Annotated in this window: 17 protein-coding genes; 11 read left to right on the top strand and 6 right to left on the bottom strand. The window is 34.3% G+C overall.

What is annotated here, in order from left to right:
- Positions 1-9: 9 nt before the first annotated feature.
- Both ZA06_RS02215 and ZA06_RS02210 read right to left on the bottom strand, forming a co-directional pair.
- A complete protein-coding gene (locus ZA06_RS02215) occupies positions 10-1,158 on the bottom strand; it encodes a glycosyltransferase family 2 protein (RefSeq protein WP_053975781.1) in 1,149 nt (382 codons plus the stop codon).
- Positions 1,149-2,495, bottom strand: coding sequence for a hypothetical protein (locus tag ZA06_RS02210; protein ID WP_053975780.1), 1,347 nt, complete (start codon positions 2,493-2,495; stop codon positions 1,149-1,151). Before ZA06_RS02210 ends, ZA06_RS02215 begins: the two co-directional genes overlap by 10 nt.
- A gap of 194 nt (positions 2,496-2,689) precedes the next feature.
- Here ZA06_RS02210 and ZA06_RS02205 point away from each other — a divergent pair, with 194 nt between their 5' ends.
- The 7 genes from ZA06_RS02205 to ZA06_RS02175 all read left to right on the top strand — a co-directional run bounded on the left by ZA06_RS02205 (position 2,690) and on the right by ZA06_RS02175 (position 10,192).
- A complete protein-coding gene (locus ZA06_RS02205) occupies positions 2,690-4,132 on the top strand; it encodes an MBOAT family O-acyltransferase (RefSeq protein ID WP_053975779.1) in 1,443 nt (480 codons plus the stop codon).
- On the top strand, positions 4,132-5,037 hold the full coding sequence (locus ZA06_RS02200; protein WP_053975778.1) for a hypothetical protein: 906 nt from the start codon (positions 4,132-4,134) through the stop codon (positions 5,035-5,037). Before ZA06_RS02205 ends, ZA06_RS02200 begins: the two co-directional genes overlap by 1 nt.
- Positions 5,038-5,139: 102 nt before the next feature.
- Positions 5,140-5,373: a hypothetical protein gene (locus ZA06_RS02195; RefSeq protein WP_053977021.1), complete on the top strand. Its 234-nt coding sequence runs from the start codon at positions 5,140-5,142 to the stop codon at positions 5,371-5,373.
- Positions 5,374-5,495: 122 nt separating this feature from the next.
- Positions 5,496-6,446, top strand: coding sequence for a FemAB family protein (locus ZA06_RS02190; protein ID WP_053975777.1), 951 nt, complete (start codon positions 5,496-5,498; stop codon positions 6,444-6,446).
- A complete protein-coding gene (locus ZA06_RS02185; RefSeq protein ID WP_053975776.1) occupies positions 6,443-7,543 on the top strand; it encodes a DegT/DnrJ/EryC1/StrS family aminotransferase in 1,101 nt (366 codons plus the stop codon). Before ZA06_RS02190 ends, ZA06_RS02185 begins: the two co-directional genes overlap by 4 nt.
- The gene (locus ZA06_RS02180) at positions 7,544-8,860 is read left to right on the top strand and encodes an O-antigen translocase (protein ID WP_053975775.1); all 1,317 of its coding nucleotides are present in this window, start codon (positions 7,544-7,546) and stop codon (positions 8,858-8,860) included. It abuts the gene before it with no gap.
- A gap of 33 nt (positions 8,861-8,893) precedes the next feature.
- Positions 8,894-10,192, top strand: a complete 1,299-nt coding sequence (locus tag ZA06_RS02175) for an O-antigen translocase (protein ID WP_053975774.1) — start codon at positions 8,894-8,896, stop codon at positions 10,190-10,192.
- A gap of 7 nt (positions 10,193-10,199) precedes the next feature.
- Here ZA06_RS02175 and ZA06_RS02170 read toward each other — a convergent pair whose 3' ends face one another.
- Positions 10,200-11,345 carry a glycosyltransferase family protein gene (locus ZA06_RS02170; protein WP_053975773.1) on the bottom strand — a complete coding sequence of 382 codons (1,146 nt, stop codon included), beginning with the start codon at positions 11,343-11,345 and terminating at the stop codon, positions 10,200-10,202.
- A gap of 37 nt (positions 11,346-11,382) precedes the next feature.
- Here ZA06_RS02170 and ZA06_RS02165 point away from each other — a divergent pair, with 37 nt between their 5' ends.
- Together ZA06_RS02165 and ZA06_RS02160 are read left to right on the top strand one after the other, a co-directional pair.
- Positions 11,383-12,495: a glycosyltransferase gene (locus ZA06_RS02165; RefSeq protein WP_053975772.1), complete on the top strand. Its 1,113-nt coding sequence runs from the start codon at positions 11,383-11,385 to the stop codon at positions 12,493-12,495.
- Positions 12,485-12,895, top strand: a complete 411-nt coding sequence (locus tag ZA06_RS02160) for a sugar 3,4-ketoisomerase (RefSeq protein ID WP_053975771.1) — start codon at positions 12,485-12,487, stop codon at positions 12,893-12,895. The genes ZA06_RS02165 and ZA06_RS02160 overlap by 11 nt, the downstream gene beginning before the upstream one ends.
- Here ZA06_RS02160 and ZA06_RS02155 read toward each other — a convergent pair.
- Entirely contained in the window at positions 12,878-13,822 is a 945-nt protein-coding gene (locus ZA06_RS02155) for a glycosyltransferase family 2 protein (RefSeq protein ID WP_053975770.1), read from the bottom strand. The genes ZA06_RS02160 and ZA06_RS02155 overlap by 18 nt on opposite strands.
- A gap of 2 nt (positions 13,823-13,824) precedes the next feature.
- Positions 13,825-14,715: a glycosyltransferase family 2 protein gene (locus ZA06_RS02150; RefSeq protein WP_053975769.1), complete on the bottom strand. Its 891-nt coding sequence runs from the start codon at positions 14,713-14,715 to the stop codon at positions 13,825-13,827.
- A 94-nt stretch (positions 14,716-14,809) separates the two neighbouring features.
- On the opposite strand from ZA06_RS02150, the gene ZA06_RS02145 reads away from it, so the two are divergent.
- Positions 14,810-15,631, top strand: coding sequence for a 2OG-Fe(II) oxygenase (locus tag ZA06_RS02145; protein WP_053975768.1), 822 nt, complete (start codon positions 14,810-14,812; stop codon positions 15,629-15,631).
- A gap of 20 nt (positions 15,632-15,651) precedes the next feature.
- Here ZA06_RS02145 and ZA06_RS02140 read toward each other — a convergent pair whose 3' ends face one another.
- Positions 15,652-16,335 carry a cell division ATP-binding protein FtsE gene (locus tag ZA06_RS02140; RefSeq protein ID WP_053975767.1) on the bottom strand — a complete coding sequence of 228 codons (684 nt, stop codon included), beginning with the start codon at positions 16,333-16,335 and terminating at the stop codon, positions 15,652-15,654.
- A gap of 257 nt (positions 16,336-16,592) precedes the next feature.
- Between ZA06_RS02140 and ZA06_RS02135 the strand changes: the two genes are divergently transcribed.
- The gene (locus ZA06_RS02135; RefSeq protein WP_053975766.1) at positions 16,593-19,619 is read left to right on the top strand and encodes a tetratricopeptide repeat protein; all 3,027 of its coding nucleotides are present in this window, start codon (positions 16,593-16,595) and stop codon (positions 19,617-19,619) included.
- Positions 19,620-19,640 lie beyond the last annotated feature (21 nt).

Raw genomic sequence — 19,640 nt, 5'->3', positions numbered from 1 at the left:
GGATACCTATTATTTGTTTTTTAATCCCAAAATACTGAAAAATAGACTAAACAAGACCACTTGAACACCAAGTAGCATTGTGAAAACTGCAGGTATAACTACCCGTAGGGTATTCGTAGGATTTAAATTTCCGAAGCCAGAATGTTTCCAAATCGATACCCCATAATAACTCAAAGAAATTCCAAAAAGGAACATACCTATGCCCAATATTAAACCACGTTCTAAATTGATGTATTTAAACAGTTTATCATAGCGATTGCTTTTTGGTAACAAATCATTTTCAACTGCGTAAATCTTAGTCATACAATAAAAAACAAAGAATTGAAACCCTATTAAGATTGCACTAGTTGTATATAAAAGGGTGTGGATATCAAATGCAATATTTCCAAAATGAATAGGTTTCATAATCAGAATTGTTGAACTAATTAGCCCTAAAAACATTAGGCATATTGCAGGATATAAGAAAAGCCAATTTGGGCTGTATAATGATAAAAAGCGCAGATGTCTCCAGCCATCACTCCAAGTTTTTAAATGAGGTTTTCTACTCCTCCCATCAGGGTGCAAAACTGTTGGCACCTCAGTAATTTTTAGATTTTTAAGTTTTGATTTTACAATCATTTCTGATGCAAATTCCATTCCTGGAGTTTTTAGATCCATTTTTTTATAGGCTTCTTTAGAGAATCCTCTTAAACCACAATGAAAATCTCCAATGTCGATTTTGTAAAAGAGCCTTCCGATGAATGATAAAACAGGGTTGCCCAAATACTTGTGTAGAAAAGGCATTGCGTCTTTTTTTATACCTCCTTTAAATCGGTTACCCATAACTAGATCAGTTCCTTTGCGAAGCTTTTGTAAAAATGGCAGAAGAGATTCAAAGTCATAGCTGTCATCTGCATCTCCCATTATTATATAGGTGCCTCGGGCTGCTTCAATGCCTCCTTTTAGGGCGCTTCCATAGCCTTTTTCTTTTATGTTGACAACCGTTGCTTTTAATCTTTTTGCAATATGAATGGAATCATCAGTACTACCATTGTCAGCAATTATGATTTCCCCGTTTATATTGTTTTTCGAAAAAAATAGGTTCGCTTTTTTAATGCAGGTTTCTAAAGTTTCAGCCTCGTTCAGGCAAGGCATAACGACAGATAGTTCTATTTGCATGGCTTAAGGCTATTGAATGTAGATGAATTTATTAGTGAAAAGATAATTAGGAAAAATACCCAATCATTATAAAATGTAAAACGCTTTAAAGTGTGCATTCCAATTGATACTAGTACAACATTGAGGAGGCTGAGCATTGAAATTATGAAAATAACCCTATATTCTACAATGTTGGTTTTTAAAACTTTTATAAAACTAAATAGCAGGATTATTATTATTAATAAGGTGTATTTGGCATTTCCAAAGGCCTGGGTTAAATTTTTAATGTATAATTTTAACCAAGGTCTAAAATTGTTTATAATTAAAGGAATACTCATTCGCTTGGTCATCCTGTCCACCGATATCAACTTTTTCTCATTGCTTAGTTCTTGATCAACATGATCTATTCCAATGGGTAAAATAGTAGAATTGGCAATTTCACTATAATTCTCGGTATAGACCACAACTTCATCCTTTTTATTGGAGCTGGCCTGGAAACTATGGATGTTCAAATTCTTTTTAGCTAATTCTGAAAAGGTTTTTTTATAAAACTCCTGTTCATCCTTTGATTTGTATATTGAAAAGTCTTCTGCATCCGAAACAAAAAAGGCAGGGGTCATTAAGTGTATACCTGTCCAAGGAGTATTTACAAAATACCCATGAACCAATTTATGATATGTTTTATCACCTAGGGATGTGAGTAAAGGAAATATAAAGAATAGGATTAATAACCATGAGTTGTTCAATTTCTTTTGGACAATGGACATCCAAATTAATATACCAATGGCAATAGGCACCAAAAACAAAAATTGATTACGGGTCTGTATTAAAAGATAAAGAAAGGGAAGAGATATAATTAAAGGTTTGAAACGATTGGATATAGTTGCATTTAAAAAAAGTGCGGTTGTTGTTAGGTAAAGTGGATAGGAAAGTGCCTCCGATAAAAAGACATTGGCTAATGTTTGATTGTAGAGGTAGGGAATAATTAAAACAAAGGTTAAAAGGATTAGCCAAATGCAATCTAAGTTTAAATGTTTATTTAAAGTTGATATAAAAAAGTAAATTCCAGAAACTCCTAGCAAATATTGTATTGCTTTTGTCGCAGGGTCAAAATAGGAGCCAAAAATGGTTTTTATAATATGTAAAAAAATAGGATAGCCCGCAGATCTGTTTATAGAAATATTTAAATACTCCAATGAGTCATTTACTATTTCTATTGGTTTGTAATTTACAATTAGGAATCCAACTGCAAAAATTAAAAATATGCTATAATAGTATGTCTTTTCTGTGAGTTTGCCCGACACGTTTATTGGAATTTTGGGTTGTAAATATATGTCAAAAGAATTATTCAAGGCCATTTATTTTGTGATACCTCCTTGATGGATCTTTTGGATTGTAAATTGTGAAAAGTGTTCAAATAGAAAAGAACTCTTCCCATTTTAGTTATCTTCGCCATCTTTATGGAATAAAATTTTTATTACGCATTCTCTAAAGTCATTTTTTGTGAAAATGGACAAATCCAAAGGAATGTTAATATAAAAGGAAGTTTTTAATGTTATTTAATTCAATAGACTTTGCTTTGTTTCTTCCAATAGTTTTTTTGTTCTATTGGTTTGTATTCAACAAAAGTATTAAGGGGCAAAATATATTTATAGTTATTGCCAGCTATGTGTTTTATGCGTGGTGGGATTGGAGGTTCTTAAGTTTAATATTTTTCAGTACTGCAGTTGATTATTTTATAGGATTAAAATTGTCTAAAACGGCAAATGAAAAAAATAGGCGATTTCTTCTGTTAACTAGTATCTTGGTTAATTTGGGGTTGCTGGGGTATTTTAAGTATACTAATTTTTTCCTCGAAAATTTTATACAAGCTTTTACCTTATTTGGTGGTAAATTGGGATATAGTAGTCTTGAAATAATCCTACCAGTAGGGATAAGTTTTTACACCTTCCAAACACTTAGCTATACCATTGATATATTCAAGAGAGAACTTGAACCTACAAAACATTTTATAAGTTTCATGGCGTTCGTATGTTTTTTTCCACAATTAGTGGCTGGCCCAATAGAACGGGCTAAAAAACTGTTGCCTCAGTTTGAATCAAAAAGAGTGTTTAATCATGGAAAGGCGGTAGATGGCCTTAAGCAAGTACTTTGGGGGCTTTTTAAAAAAATGGTTATTGCCGATAACTGTGCTCTTTATGTTGACGAATTTTTTGCAAATTATGATGTTTATTCGGGTAGTACATTGTTGCTAGGGGCATTTTTCTTTACTATTCAAATTTACTGTGATTTTTCAGGGTATTCGGACATTGCCATAGGGGTATCCCGATTATTTGGATTTAATTTGTCTAAAAATTTTGCATTTCCTTATTTTTCAAGGAATATTTCTGAATTTTGGAGACGTTGGCATATATCTTTAACAACTTGGTTTAAAGATTACTTTTATATTCCTTTGGGGGGGAGCAGGGGGTCTAAAATGATGCAGCTCAGAAATACGTTTCTTATTTTTATTGTTATAGGATTTTGGCATGGAGCAGCATGGAAGTTCATTGTTTACGGATTTATAAATGCCCTTCATTTTGTTCCGTTAATTTTAATAGGGAAAAAAAGGGAAAAAAGGCCTTATTCTAATTCATTATTTCCTTCGATGGTTGATACTATTGGAATATTGAAAACATTTGCTTTTTTAGTATTGGTGAGGGTATTTTTTAGGGCGAAGGATTTACAGGTTGCATGGGGATATTTGAGTAGAATTTTTTCTGAGTCATTGTTTAATATTCCTGAGTTTTCAAATAGAGTTGGTGCTGCGTTATTGGTAGGAATTATAGTTTTTTTTACGATTATAGAATGGTCAGGGAAAAATAAAGAGTATGCCATCGAAACATTGGGAGGTGAATGGAAGAGATCTTATAGGTGGACTTTTTATTATGGTTTGGTGTTCTGTATTTTCTATTTTTATGCAAAGCCTCAACAATTTATATACTTTCAATTTTAATGAAGAGTTTTGTAAAGCTTTTTTTATTTTTTATTTTTCCTTTACTGCTGGGAGGAATTGGATTGGAACTTTTGTTGCGTCAAATACCTAACGATTATCAGATTAAAGGGAAATATTTACGGAAACATGCTAGTAGTGTGGAGACACTTGTGTTGGGTAGCTCGCATAGTATGTACGGCATTAATCCAGAATATTTAGATGCTTCTGCTTACAATGCTAGTTTTGTGTCGCAAACAACGGATTTAGATTTAGCTATTTTGGAAAAGTTTATGCCAGAACTTTCAAATTTGAAAACTGTTATTGTAAGATTGTCATATGCCACATTATTTGAGACTTTATCGGAGACATCTGCTAATTGGAGATTGAAGGATTATATCATATATTTTGATTTAAACACTAAATCCACTGTATTAAGACATTCCGAATTATTCAGTCTAAAGTTGAAAACTAATCTGGATAGGTTATGGGATTATTATGTTTTAGGGAATTCAGAAATACAATGCTATAGCTTGGGATGGGCCGATAATTCGTTTTTACAATCCCCAATGGATTTAGATTTAGCGAGCCTAAGAGCAGCCCAGAGACATACTATTTCGAATGATGATCAATATGTCGATAACGTTGAGGCATTTGAAAGAATGGCGAAACTATGTCAAGACAATAATATCAATTTAATATTAGTGACCTTACCAGGATATTTGTCCTATCGTGATAATTTAGATCCTTTACAGCTACAGAAAATGTTGGATTTTGCTTCCCAAATTGAAAGTAACTATAAAAATACTAAGTACTATAATTTTCTTTCGGATCCAGATTTTAGTGAAAATGACTTTTTTGATGGAGATCATTTAAATGCCCAAGGGGCAAAAAAAATTACCGATAAATTAAATGCCTTACTGCCTTAATTCTTTTTATTAGAATTAATAACACGATTATAAATGGTTGATTTATTGTCTGTATTTTATTTTAGGTCATTTTTCACTATCTTAAACAATCAATTTAAGATTATGGAATTTTTGGGAGTGAGCTTTACTGAATGGGTGGGTTATTTGGCCTCAGCTGGATTGTTACTGTCTTTTACCATGAAGGATTTGGTGAAGTTACGCATTATAAATTCTGTTGGGTGTGCACTTTTTGTAATTTATGGGTTTATGCTTCAGACAGCATGGCCCATTATCGTGACCAACGCTGCAATTCTGCTTATCAACCTTTATTATTTATTCTTCAAAAGGAAAACTTAAATTCTACAGAGGTCCTTTATCTAAGGCATCGAAATAATATTATCTTTGAAAAGTGTTATGAGTAGTCATGCAATAAGCGTGATTTTTGAGTTTTAGGACCCTTGAACTAACCAAACAAAGATTTGAAATTTACCGTAAGATTATATACTCCAAACGACTTCGATGTTTGGAATAATTTTGTTGCTAAGGCAAAAAACACCACTTTTTTGTTCCATAGAAATTTTATGGAATATCATAGTGATAGGTTCCATGATTTTTCTCTTGTGGTATTTAAAGATAGTGTTCTTAAAGCTGTATTACCGGGAAATAGGGTTGGGGAAGTATTGCATTCACATCAGGGATTGACCTTTGGAGGATTACTTTTGGAGCCCAATATAGGTTTTGAGCAGGTAAACGAGATGATAAGTGCCATTTTGGAGTTTTTGCCAAAACAAGGGGTAAAACAGTTTAATGTGAAAACTTTGCCTTCTTTTTATTGCAGATTGACAGCCAATGAAATGACTTTTATGCTTCAAAATAAAGGAGCAAGTTTAGTCAAGACATTTATGGTATTGGCCGTTGATTATGCTCATCCTTTATCAATTCACAAAACGAAGCTTAAGCATTACAAACGAAATAGTGATATGAAGTTTGTAATTAAAGAAAGCACAGACTTTTCTCTGTTCTGGAACGAAGTATTACAGCCACGTTTACAAAGTAAGTTTGATACAAAACCCGTACATAGTTTAGAAGAGATTCAGTTGTTAAGGGAGAGGTTTCCTGATAATATTAGGCAATTTGATATTTTTTATGAGGATAGAATTTTGGCAGGAATCACCATATTTGAGAATGAATTGGTGGTAAAATCGCAATATGGAGCAACTACCAAAGAAGGTGAAAAATTGCGGGCATTTGATTATTTGTTCATACACTTAATAAAACATTTCCAAGAAAAAGGGAAACACTATTTTTCTATGGGAACCGTTATGGATGATAGCTTCGAACAAGGGTATAATCCAGGATTATTAAAACAAAAGGAAGAATTGGGTTGTGAGCTTTATCTTCAGGAAATATATAGTTTGAAATTAGCATGATTAAATTTCTAGATCTACATAAAATAAATGCCGAATATGAGGAGAAATTCAACTTTGAATTTCAACAGTTTTTAGATACAGGTTACTATATTTTAGGAAATGGCGTTGAACAGTTTGAAGCTAATTTTGCAAAATATTGTGGTGCCAAACATTGTTTAGGAGTTGGGAATGGATTGGATGCGCTCACCCTGATTTTTAAGGGCTACATAGAAATGGGGAAACTAGGGGAAGGGGATGAAGTTATTGTGCCTGCTAATACATATATCGCCAGTATATTGTCAGTCTTGCATGCAGGGTTGATTCCTGTTTTTGTGGAGCCAGATAGAAATACCTATAATATTTCAGTTGAGGAAATTGAAAAGCACTTATCTCCTAAAACAAGAGCTATTTTGGTTGTGCATCTTTACGGCCAATTAGCAGAGATGAATGCTATCAATTCTTTGGCAAGTGACAAAGGTTTGTTGATAGTTGAGGATGCCGCACAGGCACATGGTGCAGTCAATTCAAAAGGTATAATAGCCGGAAATTTGTCAGATGCCGCAGGATTTAGCTTTTATCCAAGTAAAAACCTTGGAGCTTTGGGTGATGCTGGTGCGGTGGTTACCAATGACTCGAAATTGGCAAATTGTATTTCTGCTTTAAGAAATTATGGCGGATTGCAGAAGTATGTCAATGAATCTGTCGGCTTCAATAGCCGAATGGATGAATTGCAGGCCATGTTTTTAAATGCCAAACTCCCAAATTTAGATAGGGATAATGAAAAACGTCGAAGTGTTGCTCGTCGATATTTGTCCGAGGTCAACAATTCAAAAATAAAGTTGCCTTTTTATGATGGAAGTGATAACCATGTGTTCCATGTGTTTGTGGTAGAAGTTGAAAATAGAGATCATTTTTCAAAATACCTGGATGTTAACGCCATTGGTTGGTTAATTCACTACCCAACGCCGCCACATCGTCAAAAAGCCTTGATAAATTTTTGTAACTTGTCACTCCCATTAACCGATCAAATACATCAAAAAGTGATAAGTATCCCGATGAGCCCCGTTATGGAGGATAAAGAGGTAAGCCGTGTAATTGATATCTTAAATGCCTACTAATTGAGAAAGTTACTGCACTATATCAATACAAAGGTTTTATTTAAGGTAGCCCATTTAAATTCCGCTACAATCATTACCAAAATTTTAGCGGGAATAGTTACTTCCAAGGCAATTGCTATTTTTATTGGTGTAGAAGGTTTGGCACTTATTGGGAATATTCGAAACTTCTTAAGTGCGGTTCAATCATTTTCTATTTTAGGGTTTTACAAGGGGTTGGTGAAGTATATCGCCGAGTTTAAAAACGATTCCCTAAAACTGAGTCAGACATTGTCCTCGGCTTATTATTTTGGCTTTATAGCCACGATGCTCATTGCATTTATTTGCTATTATAATGCAGATGCTATCAATGATTTTCTGTTTTCGTCTATCCATAATTATGCTTATATCATAAAAATTATGGCTTTGGCATTACCGTTCTATTCGCTGAATATGTTCAGCTTTTCCATTATGAATGGTTTTTCCAAATACAAGATCCTTCTTATCATAAATATTATCGGTCAAATTTTGGGATTGTTGGTGACCTTACTTTTAATTTACCAAAACAACATTGATGGTGCGTTGATTTCGGCAGTAATAGCACCTTCATTGATATTCTTGATAACCTTTGTAGGATTTGTGAATCAAAGAAGTTTGGTCGGCTCTATCAAAATTACCAACGTTAATTTTGAAATCCTAAAGAAATTCAGTCCGTTCACCCTAATGGCCTTGGTGTCAACTTTTGCCTTGCCTTTGGTGTCAATCCTTATTAGAAATTATATTATAGATAAAGTTGGTCTGAAGGAAGCTGGGTATTGGGAAGCCATGAACCGGATTTCGGATTATTATTTAATGTTCGTCAACTCTTTAATGGCATTGTACATTTTGCCAAGGTTTAGTGAGATTGATAATAAGTCGGAGTTCAGGGCTGAGGTTTTTAGTTTCTATAAATCTATAATCCCAATATTTGGATTAGGATTGGTGGCTATTTATTTCCTAAGGTCATTTTTAATTGATATTATTTTTTCAGAAGAATTTCAGCCAGTTGAAAGCTTGTTTTTATGGCAATTGTTAGGAGATTTTGTCAAGGTGCTTTCTTTCGTCATAGCATTTCAATTTTTGGCTAAGAAAATGTTTACCCACTTCATTATTATCCAATTGTTTTTAGTGGTAATGCTGTATTTTTCCAGTGTTTATTTAATTGATGATTTTGGGGTGAAAGGTGCGGTAATGGGCCATTTTGCTAGTTATCTAATGCATTATGGGGTGATATTGTTGATATTTGGAAGTTCTCTTTTTGGTATTGTAACCGATAAAAATGGAGAACAAAAAAACTCATGAAGACGCTAATTAGTATGAATACTCAAGGGATAAATGAAGCAGAAATTAAATTCTTTCTTTAGGAATAACCACCTTATTAAATTAGCCTCCTTAAATTCCATTTCCATTGTAATTAGAGTTTTAACGGGATTTATTACTTCAAAATTCATAGCTATTTTTGTTGGGCCAAGCGGTATGGCTTTGGTAGGGAATTTGAGAGACTTTATGACGTCGGCTCAGGCATTTTCTACACTAGGGCTCTATAATGGTATTATTAAATATGTGGCTGAGTTCAAGTCTAATGTTAGGGAGTTGAGCAAAACTGTTTCCACTACTTTCTATCTACTTATAATCTCTTCTTTAATAGTAGGAACCTATAGTTTTTTTCAAGCACAATATTTGAACGATACCTTGTTTACAAATGAACATAACTACGTTCATATCATAAAGATTTTGGCCGTTGCATTGCCTTTTTATTCTATGAAGACATTTGTGTTTGCTGTATTAAATGGTTTGTCCAAACAAAAGAAGCTTCTTTTTATTACTATTTTATCTCAAATTCTCGGGGTTATTATAAATGTCCTCCTTATTTGGAAATTTCAACTTTCAGGGGCTTTGATTCATATTGCCGCTGTTGAAATTGTCTTGTGTCTGATTACTTTATTTAGTGTTTCTAAATTTTGGAAGGCAACCAGTTTTATATCATTAAAAAAAATAAACCTGAAGAGTATTAAAAATTTAAGTGCTTTTTCAATCATGGCCCTGTTTTCTGCTACGGTATTACCAATGATATCTGTTTTGATAAGAAACCATATAATTGATAATTTAGGAGAATCATCCGCGGGATATTGGGTGGCCATGGGGAGAATTTCCAATTATTATTTAATGTTCATCAGTAGTTTGATGACGCTGTATATTTTGCCTCGGTTTGCTGCTATTTACACTCATTTTGAGTTTAGGAAGGAAGTTTGGAATTTTTACAAAACTATTGTTCCAATATTTGCATTGGGGCTTTTAATTATTTATCTATGCCGCCACTTGATAATTAAAGTCATTTTTACCAAAGAGTTTATTCATGTTGAAGAACTGTTTTTATGGCAGCTTCTGGGTGATTTTCTAAAAGTGCTTTCCATGGTAGTTAGCTATCAATTTTTGGCCAAAAAAATGCTTTGGCATTATATGCTCAGTGAAATATTCTCTGTTATATTATTGTACTTTGCGAGCATTTATTTAATAGATGTTTTTGGTTTAAAAGGAGTGGTAATCGCCCATTTTATAGATTATTTGTTGTACTATATATTGTTATTGGCAATTTTCTACAAGCCACTTTTTGGAAAGCAGAAAGAAGATTAGTTAGGACTCAAACCAATTGTTCCTCCCATTTTTTTAAATATTCTTTAGCCATATTAATGTAATTATGCTCACTTTCAATAAACGCTCTAGCATTTTTACTAATGGTCAATATATTTTCAGGGTTTTCAATTAACCATTCTAACTTTTCGGCTAAGGATATTGGATCTGGAAGGGCATTTATAGCTACAGTGTCTTTTTCTAATCCATAATGATCGAGCCATTCTTGTTCGGCCCCTGTAAATACTACTTTTCCTTTTGCCATGGCTTCAAGGGCATTGTAGCCTTGGTCATAAGCGAATACTTGATCTAGTATAATGTGAGCACGGTTAAAAGCTCTTATGTAGTCTTTATAGGGAAGATCTTTTGTCGTGACTATTTCAATTTTAGAACGGTGTTTTTCATTTATCAAAGCTAAGGCTTTGTCGAAAATGTCATTTCCTTTTTTAAAATATTTAGAGGTGTTAATGCCGTGAAAGATGACTATTTTACCAGTAATCCCTAATTGTTGACATTTTAAGATGTCCGTGTTGATAGGATTGGGGACCATCCCTAGATATTTTCGATGGCCTTCCAAAGGTAAGTGGTAATCCAGATCGGAAGCAATGACTCCTCTTATGTTTTTAAAAATGAACTGGTGTAATTTTTTATAGTTTTTTTTACTGAATTTTAAGGCGTAAACAAACTCCTTTTCTTTTTCTTTTCCTTCAAAATAGGGGGTTAGTATGGAATATTTGAAACCTCCATTAATTGCAAAGTTTATACTGGTGTAATCTGTGCCGCAGGATAATAAATAGACGTTTTGATTATTTTGAAAAATATATTCAAGCAGTTTTTCTTCAACTTCGGGAATTGTGTTGAAGGCATTTTCATTTATAAGTTGAACAATATCAAAGTTGGTGAATTTGTGTTTTGCTTTATCAAATTGGCTTTGAATATCTAAGGAAATTAGGTCTATTTTAAGAAGCTTGAAAATAACTCTTTTAAAGAAGCGAGATAGGCCTTGTTGATAATTTAATTGTAATTTAATATCCACTGGGTAATTTTTAAAATAGTCCCCAAAGCCAACAATTGTTGCTTCATGTCCAAGTTTTTCTAATCCCTCTTTTAGGGAATTATGAAGTCTACTATACTCCCCAATTAATAAAATCTTCATTTATATTCAATACATTTGCGCTCAAAGGTAGCTATTAATGACCGAATCAAAAAGCAAGAAAATTTGTATTGTAGCGTCGTCTTTAGGGAAGGGAGGAGCTGAGCGTTCCTGTGCTCAGTTATCTTTTTTGCTAAATAGTTTAGGGTATGAAGTCTATATGGTAACCGTCTTAAATAAAATTGCTTACGAATTTAAGGGGGAGTTACTAAATTTAGGGGAATTTAAGGATAAAGATAATTCAATTTTAGGGCGTATAAAACGTTTCCGATATTTCAAGAAGTATCTAAAGGAGCAATGTTTTGATGTTATTATTGATAACCGTTCGCGAACGGCAGCAATGCGTGAGTATTGGGTGACTTCGAGTCTCTACAAAAATCAGAAGGTAGTTTATGTACTTCATAATTTTAACTATCGTTCTGTTTTTACCGCTTATCGTTGGTTAAATATTTTGTTGTACAAAGAGAAGCAAATGGTTACAGTTTCTAAAGCCGCAAATCAAGAGTTCAAAGAACTATTGGGATTAAAAAATATTACGACTATCTATAATGGATTCGATTTCAATAATAATTTTGAACAATCAAAACAGTTACTATCAGAAGAAATAAAAGATGACTATATTATTTATTTTGGACGTTTAAATAACGAGGCAAAAAATATTATTCTTTTGTTGGATGCTTACAAACAATCCCAACTTCCAGCGCAAAATGTGAAGTTGATGATTTTGGGTAATGGCCCTGATTATGGAATGTTAAAACAATATGTCGGTAAGTTGGGGCTTGAAGACAAGGTATTGTTTAAAGCATATTGTGCAAACCCCTATCCCTATGTGAAAAAAGCCTTGTTTTCATTGTTGACAAGTCGTTATGAAGGGTTTCCAATGGTTATCCCGGAATCTTTGGGATTGGGGACTCCTGTAATTTCTGTGGATTGTAAGTCTGGGCCTAGTGAAGTTATTGTAACAGGTAAAAATGGCATATTGGTAGAAAATTTTAATGTAGAAGCCTTATCAAAAGCTATGGATAGTTTTATCTTTGATGAGGTGTTGTACCAAACATGTAAAGCCAATGCAAAGCAAAGTGTAGAGCGATTTTCTTTGAAATGTATTGCTGATGATTGGAAGAATCTTTTAAATTTAATTGATGAAAAATAGAATTGAAGAGGTAGGGTTGGTAAAAATACCACAGGTACATGATGAACGTGGGAAATTGGCAGTTGTAGAAAAAGATAGCATTCCATTTGCAATAAAGAGGGTTTATTATTTGTATGATATACCCAGTGACGCCTATCGAGGGGGGCATGCACATCTAAAACAGGAATCGATTGTCCTAGCTTTAAGTGGGAGTTTCGAGGTAATTGTAGATGATGGTTTAGAAAGAAAGCGCATCATGCTAAACAAGCCCAATTACGGTCTTTATATTCCAACAGGTATTTGGAGGGAAATTGAAAATTTTTCATCTGGTGCGGTGTGCCTAGTATTGGCCTCGACTGAATTTGATGAATCTGAATACATCAGGAATTATGAGGAATTTAAATTATCGGTAACTACTTAAATTGATGCCCTTTTGTCTCAGTTTAAATTTTAATTGGAATAATATTTTTAACAACCTGCTATTAACCTTTAAAAGTAAATTCTGTTTCCAATTTAAGTTAGAGGAATCTAGATTTTTTATGTAATCGTTAGCTTTTTTGTTGTTAAATGCTAACTTATATTGAAGGGCAATAGAATATCTGTTTAAATCAAGATAAGTTTTTAGTGATTTGTTGCTTTGAGACTCAGGATTGTATTTATCCAAATCAATAAATTGTCTAAGGTTGGTATTTGTGTTGGAAATTCTGTTTTCTGCATGTAGCATGTGTATAGCGCTTACCTTATTATGAAATGCAACAGGGAATTTAAGGGCAATCCTCATCCATAAATCAATATCTTCCCCAGCTCCCATGGTAATTTTTTCGTCAAAATTGCCAACATCCTTAAAAATCGATTTAGGAACCATAACAGCCGAAGTCCATGCAATACAATTGATATGACTTGATGCAAAATAATCATCAACAATTCCCATCCAATTTTCAGTTTGGGGAATTTTGTTGAATATGGAAGCGATTTTAACATTTTCAAACTGTTTGAAGTACGCTTTTGCATACAATCCACAATTCGGAAACTCCTCATAGAGTTTTTTTAAATCACTTAGGTGGAAGGGATACCAATAGTCATCAGCATCCAAAAAAGCTATTAGTTTGGAAGATGCTTTTGATATTCCATAATTTCTAGCATGGCATACCCCTTTGTTTTCAATGTCAAATTTAAGGATCCTTTTATCTTGGATGGAATCCACAATTGTTGCACTGTTATCAGTAGATCCATCATTGACGATGATAATTTCAAAATCACCAAAACTTTGATCGAGTACACTTTTTATGGTGCCTTTTATATGCTTTTCTTTATTATAAAGAGGAATAACTACTGAGAAAAAAGGCATGTTTAAGGGTTTAGTTCTTTATAGCACATATATGATATTCTATAAATCTGCAATATGGAAATTGAAGGATTTTTACTTGTCAAATTTCTTTTTAACAAAGGGCCAAATATTTTAAATACCAAAGAAAATAAATAATTCAGTTTTAGTTTTTTTAGATGTGTGAAAGTAGTCAATAAACTATTGTCATGATTGACTATTTTGTTATCCTTGGTTAGTTGTAGTAAAGTTTCGGCGGCCTGCTCTTTTTTTGTAAGATATATGTTGCTTTTTTCTATTCCTAAATGGTAAACTTCGTTGTCTATGTGTAAGACTTTTATACTATTTTCCTTTAGAAGAGCACCATAATAGTTATCAAAACCATATCCCTTAGTTTCAATTTTAGAACTGATTAGACTGAAGACTCTTTTTTTGATGAGACAATTAGCCGATATGATTACTTTATAAGGCTTTTGGTTTCTAATATGTGCTTTTACCTCTTCATTGGTGCTTCCATATTTCCAACGCAACATATAATCTTTGTGGGGCTTTGTTTTATAATAGGTAAATCCTCCATAAATAGCTTCAGAACCTAAAGGTATAGCATCTAAGTATTCCTGGATAAAGCTGCTCTTTTTGGGCATGACATCGGCATCTAAAAATAAGAGCCAATCATATCTGGCCGAATCGCATAAAACTTGTCTAGCTTTGGTCCTTCCAAGATTGGTGTCTGAAATTAGCTGTCTAGTATTCTTAAAATTCTCAATGGCTCTATTCTTTTCAATAAAGTCATTATTTGAACCATCTTCCAAACACAAAATTTCAAAATCTATTTCTGCAACTTTCAATTGGTTGTAAAGGGCTTCTACGAGTTCAAATACGGCGTAATTATATGTAGGTATGAGTACTGAAAGCATTCTTGAAAATAATGCTCAAAAATACATTTTTTAATCTATCTCACAGGGCTTTTTGTGAAAAGGTGTAAATTGCGATGTTTTTAAAATACTTTTAATGGAAGCTCTTTCATCAAGCGATATTTCTAAATTAATTTACGATAAAATAAATAGCGAAAAGGGACATCTTATTTCGTGCTATAATAGCACGAAGTCTGGAATTGGATATTTTTATATCGATGATTTGTTACCAGAAGAGCTAGCTAAACAATGCTATGATGTGTTTCCTGATTCTTCAGAAATGAGAGAGTTGAAGAGTTTAAGGGAATATAAGCATGTATCTGCCCAGATGAACCAGCACAATCCCCTTTTGGAGAAAGTTATTTACGCATTTCAAGAAAAAAATATTGTGGAGTTGATAGGGGAAATCTGTAGTGCTCCTTCACTATTTGCGGATGACTCTTTGTATGCTGGGGGTATATCCTTAATGGCTCAAAACAATTTTTTACACCCTCATCTAGATAATTCACATGATGCCGAAAGAGAGCGTTGGAGAGTATTTAACTTGTTGTATTATGTTACGCTAGGATGGGAAACAGGCTTTGGTGGTCATTTGGAACTTTGGCCAAATGGACCAAAAAAGGAGCCTTTAGTTGTAGAGAGCAAGTTTAACAGGCTTGTTGTTATGGCCACTCATGACACTTCTTGGCACTCTGTAAATAAAGTGACGGTAGACAAGAGCAGATGTTGCATTTCGAATTATTTTTTCAGTGATACGCCCCTGAAAACTACAGATAAATTCCATGTCACTAAGTTTAAGGGAAGACCAGAAAATAAGTTCACAAATATTGTGTTGGATGTAGATTCCAATTTAAGAATGATGTTGCGAAAATTGTTCAAGAAAGGTGTGAGGAAGAATCCTCACATCTATAAGAAGTAAATGAAGCGATATCTCAATAACTAACCCCTACGTTGCACCACTTCAAACACCTTATTCTCGTCACATTTTAGGGTCTTGCTTGGGTATTTTAAAAGCAAGGCATAGTCGTGTGTGGCCATAAGGATGGTGTTGCCATTTTTGTTGATTTCACGCAGCACTTCCATTACCTCAATGCTGGTTTGAGGATCTAGGTTTCCAGTTGGCTCATCTGCAAGGATGAGTTCTGGTTCGTTTAATAAAGCTCTGGCAATGGCAATACGTTGTTGTTCTCCACCTGAAAGCTCATGTGGAAATTTAAACCCTTTGGTTTTCATGCCTACTTTGTCCAATACCTTCTCGATGCGTTCGGTGATTTCGTTTTTGTTTTTCCAGCCAGTTGCTTTTAAAACGAATTCCAGATTGCCATTAATAGTTCTATCCGGTAGTAATTTGAAATCCTGAAATACAATTCCAAGTTTACGTCTTAAAAAGGGAATGTCCTTTTCCTTTAGCGTTCTCAAGTCAAAATCCACGATGGAGCCTTCCCCTTTGGTAAGTTCCAAATCGCCATAAAGCGTTTTCATAAAACTACTTTTTCCGCTCCCGGTTTTTCCAATTAAATACACAAAATCACCCTTGTGCATTTCAAAATTCACATTGCTGAGCACCATGTTTTCTCCTTGGAAAATAGAGGCGTCTTTTAATTGTAAAACCATTTCGGACATTTTGTAGTGGGGTATTTTTTAAGCGTTGTAAATGTATTGTTTTAAAATTCAAAATTCAAATTTTATGTTTTGCAAAGTCTTTCCTTTGAACACCAACTTGAATTCGCCAAACAGAAAATTGCAAATATTCAAAAGCGTAAGGGTTTAGCTTCTTTTTGTAAACGTAATTTTTAATAAATCCGTTTATAATTATACGTAAAATCCGTCGTTATAGTATAAGGATTCATTTATCTTTGAACATCAAAAAAACGAACTTAATGGCTCACAAAAAAATAATCACTTTAGCAAGCTTTGCGATGCTAAACGTTTATATACAAGCACAGGAATCTTCAATTTACACCAACGATTTGGTGGATTACCAAAAAGCCCTCACACTATACAACAACAAACAGTACCAAGCTTCCCAAACATTATTCGATCAGGTTAAGGACCAGGCGGATAATGAGCAGGTGGAATCGGATTGCGCCTATTACATCGCCAATTGTGCGGTACGATTAAATCAAAAGAATGCTGATTTTTTAATGCAGCAGTTTGTGGACAATTACCCTACGAGCACGAAACGTAATACGGCGTTTTTGGATGTGGCGGATTACTATTTCGCCAACGGAAAATATTCGTATGCACGCAAGTGGTACGAGCGTGTGGAGGAAAACAGCATTTCGCGTACAGAGCGCGATCGTTTCTATTTCAACTACGGGTATTCCTTGTATTCAACTAAGGAAGAAGTGGAAGCTCAAAAATATTTGAACCGTGTTGTCAATTCAAAAACATACGGATCACAGGCCAAGTATTATATTGGTTATATGGCTTATGAAGGGAATGATTATGACACGGCGAATGAATATTTTGATCAAGTTAGCGACCAAGAAGGTTACAAAGAAAAACTTTCCTATTATCAAGCGGATTTAAATTTCAAATTAGGAAACTTTGAAAAAGCCATTGAACTAGCCAAGGCCCAAATGGCAAAAGGTAACCGGGATGAAGTGTCTGACCTTTCCAAAATCATTGGGGAGAGTTATTTCAATTTAGGACAATATGATCAAGCCATTACTTATTTAAAGGCTTATAAAGGTAAAAAAGGCAAGTGGACCAATACAGATTACTATCAGTTGGGCTATGCCTATTACAAGCAAAATGATTTTGAAAGTGCTATTTCGGAATTCAATAAAATTATAGACGGAACAAACAGTGTGGCGCAAAATGCCTATTATCATTTAGGGGAAAGTTACATCAATCTTGACAAAAAGCAGGAAGCCCTGAATGCTTTCAGAAATGCATCTCAAATGGATTTCGATTTGAAAATTCAGGAGGATGCTTGGTTGAATTATGCCAAGATTAGTTACGAAATAGGAAACCCTTATCAATCCGTACCACAGGTGTTGACTGGTTATTTGGAAAAATATCCTAATACAGCTTACAAGGAAGAGGTGGAGACTTTATTGATTGACTCTTACATTACATCAAAAAATTACGAAGAGGCTTTGGAGCTGTTGAAAGGAAAGCGAAGTTTCGAAAATAGGGTAGCATATCAAAAAGTAACCTTTTACCGCGGAATTGAAATGTACAACGAGGCTAAGTATAACGAGGCTAAAGGTATGTTCTCCAATTCAGCTCAAGAGGCCAAAGATCCTGTGTTCACCGCTAGGGCTGTTTACTGGAAAGCGGAAACAGATTATTTACTAAATAATTTTAACGATGCTCTAATTGGCTTTAAGCAGTTTTTGCAACAGTCAGAGGCTAGCAATGTGCCAGAAATGGAGCATATAGATTATAACTTGGCCTATACTTATTTCAAATTGAAAAATTACCCGAAGTCTACAGAGCATTTTCAAGAATTTATCAATGCAAACAAAGATGACAAGTTAAGGGTAAATGACGCTTACTTAAGACTTGGTGACGGTTATTTCGTGTCCAGCGATTATAGCAATGCCATTGCTGCTTATGATAAAGCCATTGCCTTAAAAGTTTTGGAATCGGATTATCCGTTTTTTCAAAAGGCGATGAGTTATGGTTATTTAGGGCAAGGTTCCAAAAAAATCCAGGAGCTCAATGCTTTTATCAATAGCTATCCTAAATCGGCGTTACGTGATGATGCTATGTATGAATTGGCCAATTCTTATGTAAAGGCAGGTGAAACTGATAAGGCTATGGCCATGTATGACCGATTGAATGCAGAATATAAAAACTCGGTTTTTGTTTCTAAATCATTATTGCGTCAAGGTTTGTCTTACTACAATACCAATGACAACAATAGAGCCTTGACCAAGTTTAAAACAGTCGCCAAGGATTTTCCGAATTCGGAAGAGGCGGTTCAGGCGGTTGCGGCAGCGCGTTTGATTTATATTGATTTGGGACGTGTGGACGAATATGCTGAATGGGTAAGAACTCTGGATTATATTGATGTTTCCGATGCCGAGTTGGACAACACTTCATACTTAGCTGCCGAAAAGCAGTATTTGGATAATAATTCTGAAAAAGCCATCAAGCAATTCAATACATACTTGACGGAATTTCCGAATGGTATCCACGCCTTGAAATCACATTTCTATTTGGCAGAACTATATACCAAAAAAGATTTGCCGGAGAATGCTCAATCGCATTATGAATATGTGGTGGACAAACCTAAAAATGAATATACGGAGCAGGCTATGGTAAAGCTTTCCGAAATTTATTTGAATACCTCTCAATTGGATGAAGCCATTCCGTTGTTGAAGCGTTTGGAAACCGAAGCGGATTACCCTCAAAATATCACTTATGCGCAATCCAACTTAATGAATGCCTACTACAAGCAGGAAAAGTATACCGAAGCAGTAAGCTATGCCGAAAAGGTATTGTCCAATTCCAAAATTGACAATAAGGTAAAAAGTGACGCCCAGATTATTATTGCGCGTTCGGCTATTAAAACAGGTGATGAAGCCAAGGCTAAAAAGGCCTATGCCAATGTTGAAAAGATAGCAACAGGTTCTTTGGCAGCAGAGGCACTTTACTACAATGCCTATTTCAAAAATAAGGAAGGACAGTTTGAAGCTTCCAACGCAACGGTTCAGCAATTGGCCAAAGATTATTCAAGCTACAAATATTACAGCGCCAAAGGTTTGGTGGTCATGGCCAAAAACTTTTATGCTTTGGATGATGCCTTTCAAGCTACTTATATTTTGGAAAGTGTTACCAAGAACTTTGTGGAGTTTGATGATGTCGTGCAAGAAGCCCAGCAGGAATTGAACAAAATCAAAACTGAACAGGCTAAGACCAATTCATCGGTAATTTCAGAACCAGGCAACTAATTTTTCCCTCAAAACAAATAA

This window comes from Mangrovimonas xylaniphaga (assembly GCF_001280435.1).
GTDB lineage: Bacteria > Bacteroidota > Bacteroidia > Flavobacteriales > Flavobacteriaceae > Mangrovimonas_A > Mangrovimonas_A xylaniphaga.
The sequence above is the reverse complement of the archived record's forward strand: the minus strand, read 5'-3'. Positions and strand labels throughout refer to the sequence as shown.

Excerpts from the sequence above, each read along its gene's own strand:
- ZA06_RS02210 (WP_053975780.1), bottom strand. The coding sequence starts at position 2,495 with ATGGCCTTGAATAATTCTTTTGACATATATTTACAACCCAAAATTCCA.
- ZA06_RS02200 (WP_053975778.1), top strand. The coding sequence starts at position 4,132 with ATGAAGAGTTTTGTAAAGCTTTTTTTATTTTTTATTTTTCCTTTACTG.
- ZA06_RS02185 (WP_053975776.1), top strand. The coding sequence starts at position 6,443 with ATGATTAAATTTCTAGATCTACATAAAATAAATGCCGAATATGAGGAG.
- ZA06_RS02135 (WP_053975766.1), top strand. The coding sequence starts at position 16,593 with ATGGCTCACAAAAAAATAATCACTTTAGCAAGCTTTGCGATGCTAAAC.
- ZA06_RS02150 (WP_053975769.1), bottom strand. The coding sequence starts at position 14,715 with ATGCTTTCAGTACTCATACCTACATATAATTACGCCGTATTTGAACTC.
- ZA06_RS02165 (WP_053975772.1), top strand. The coding sequence starts at position 11,383 with ATGACCGAATCAAAAAGCAAGAAAATTTGTATTGTAGCGTCGTCTTTA.
- ZA06_RS02175 (WP_053975774.1), top strand. The coding sequence starts at position 8,894 with ATGAAGCAGAAATTAAATTCTTTCTTTAGGAATAACCACCTTATTAAA.
- ZA06_RS02170 (WP_053975773.1), bottom strand. The coding sequence starts at position 11,345 with ATGAAGATTTTATTAATTGGGGAGTATAGTAGACTTCATAATTCCCTA.
- ZA06_RS02160 (WP_053975771.1), top strand. The coding sequence starts at position 12,485 with ATGAAAAATAGAATTGAAGAGGTAGGGTTGGTAAAAATACCACAGGTA.
- ZA06_RS02155 (WP_053975770.1), bottom strand. The coding sequence starts at position 13,822 with ATGCCTTTTTTCTCAGTAGTTATTCCTCTTTATAATAAAGAAAAGCAT.
- ZA06_RS02205 (WP_053975779.1), top strand. The coding sequence starts at position 2,690 with ATGTTATTTAATTCAATAGACTTTGCTTTGTTTCTTCCAATAGTTTTT.
- ZA06_RS02140 (WP_053975767.1), bottom strand. The coding sequence starts at position 16,335 with ATGTCCGAAATGGTTTTACAATTAAAAGACGCCTCTATTTTCCAAGGA.
- ZA06_RS02195 (WP_053977021.1), top strand. The coding sequence starts at position 5,140 with ATGGAATTTTTGGGAGTGAGCTTTACTGAATGGGTGGGTTATTTGGCC.
- ZA06_RS02145 (WP_053975768.1), top strand. The coding sequence starts at position 14,810 with ATGGAAGCTCTTTCATCAAGCGATATTTCTAAATTAATTTACGATAAA.
- ZA06_RS02215 (WP_053975781.1), bottom strand. The coding sequence starts at position 1,158 with ATGCAAATAGAACTATCTGTCGTTATGCCTTGCCTGAACGAGGCTGAA.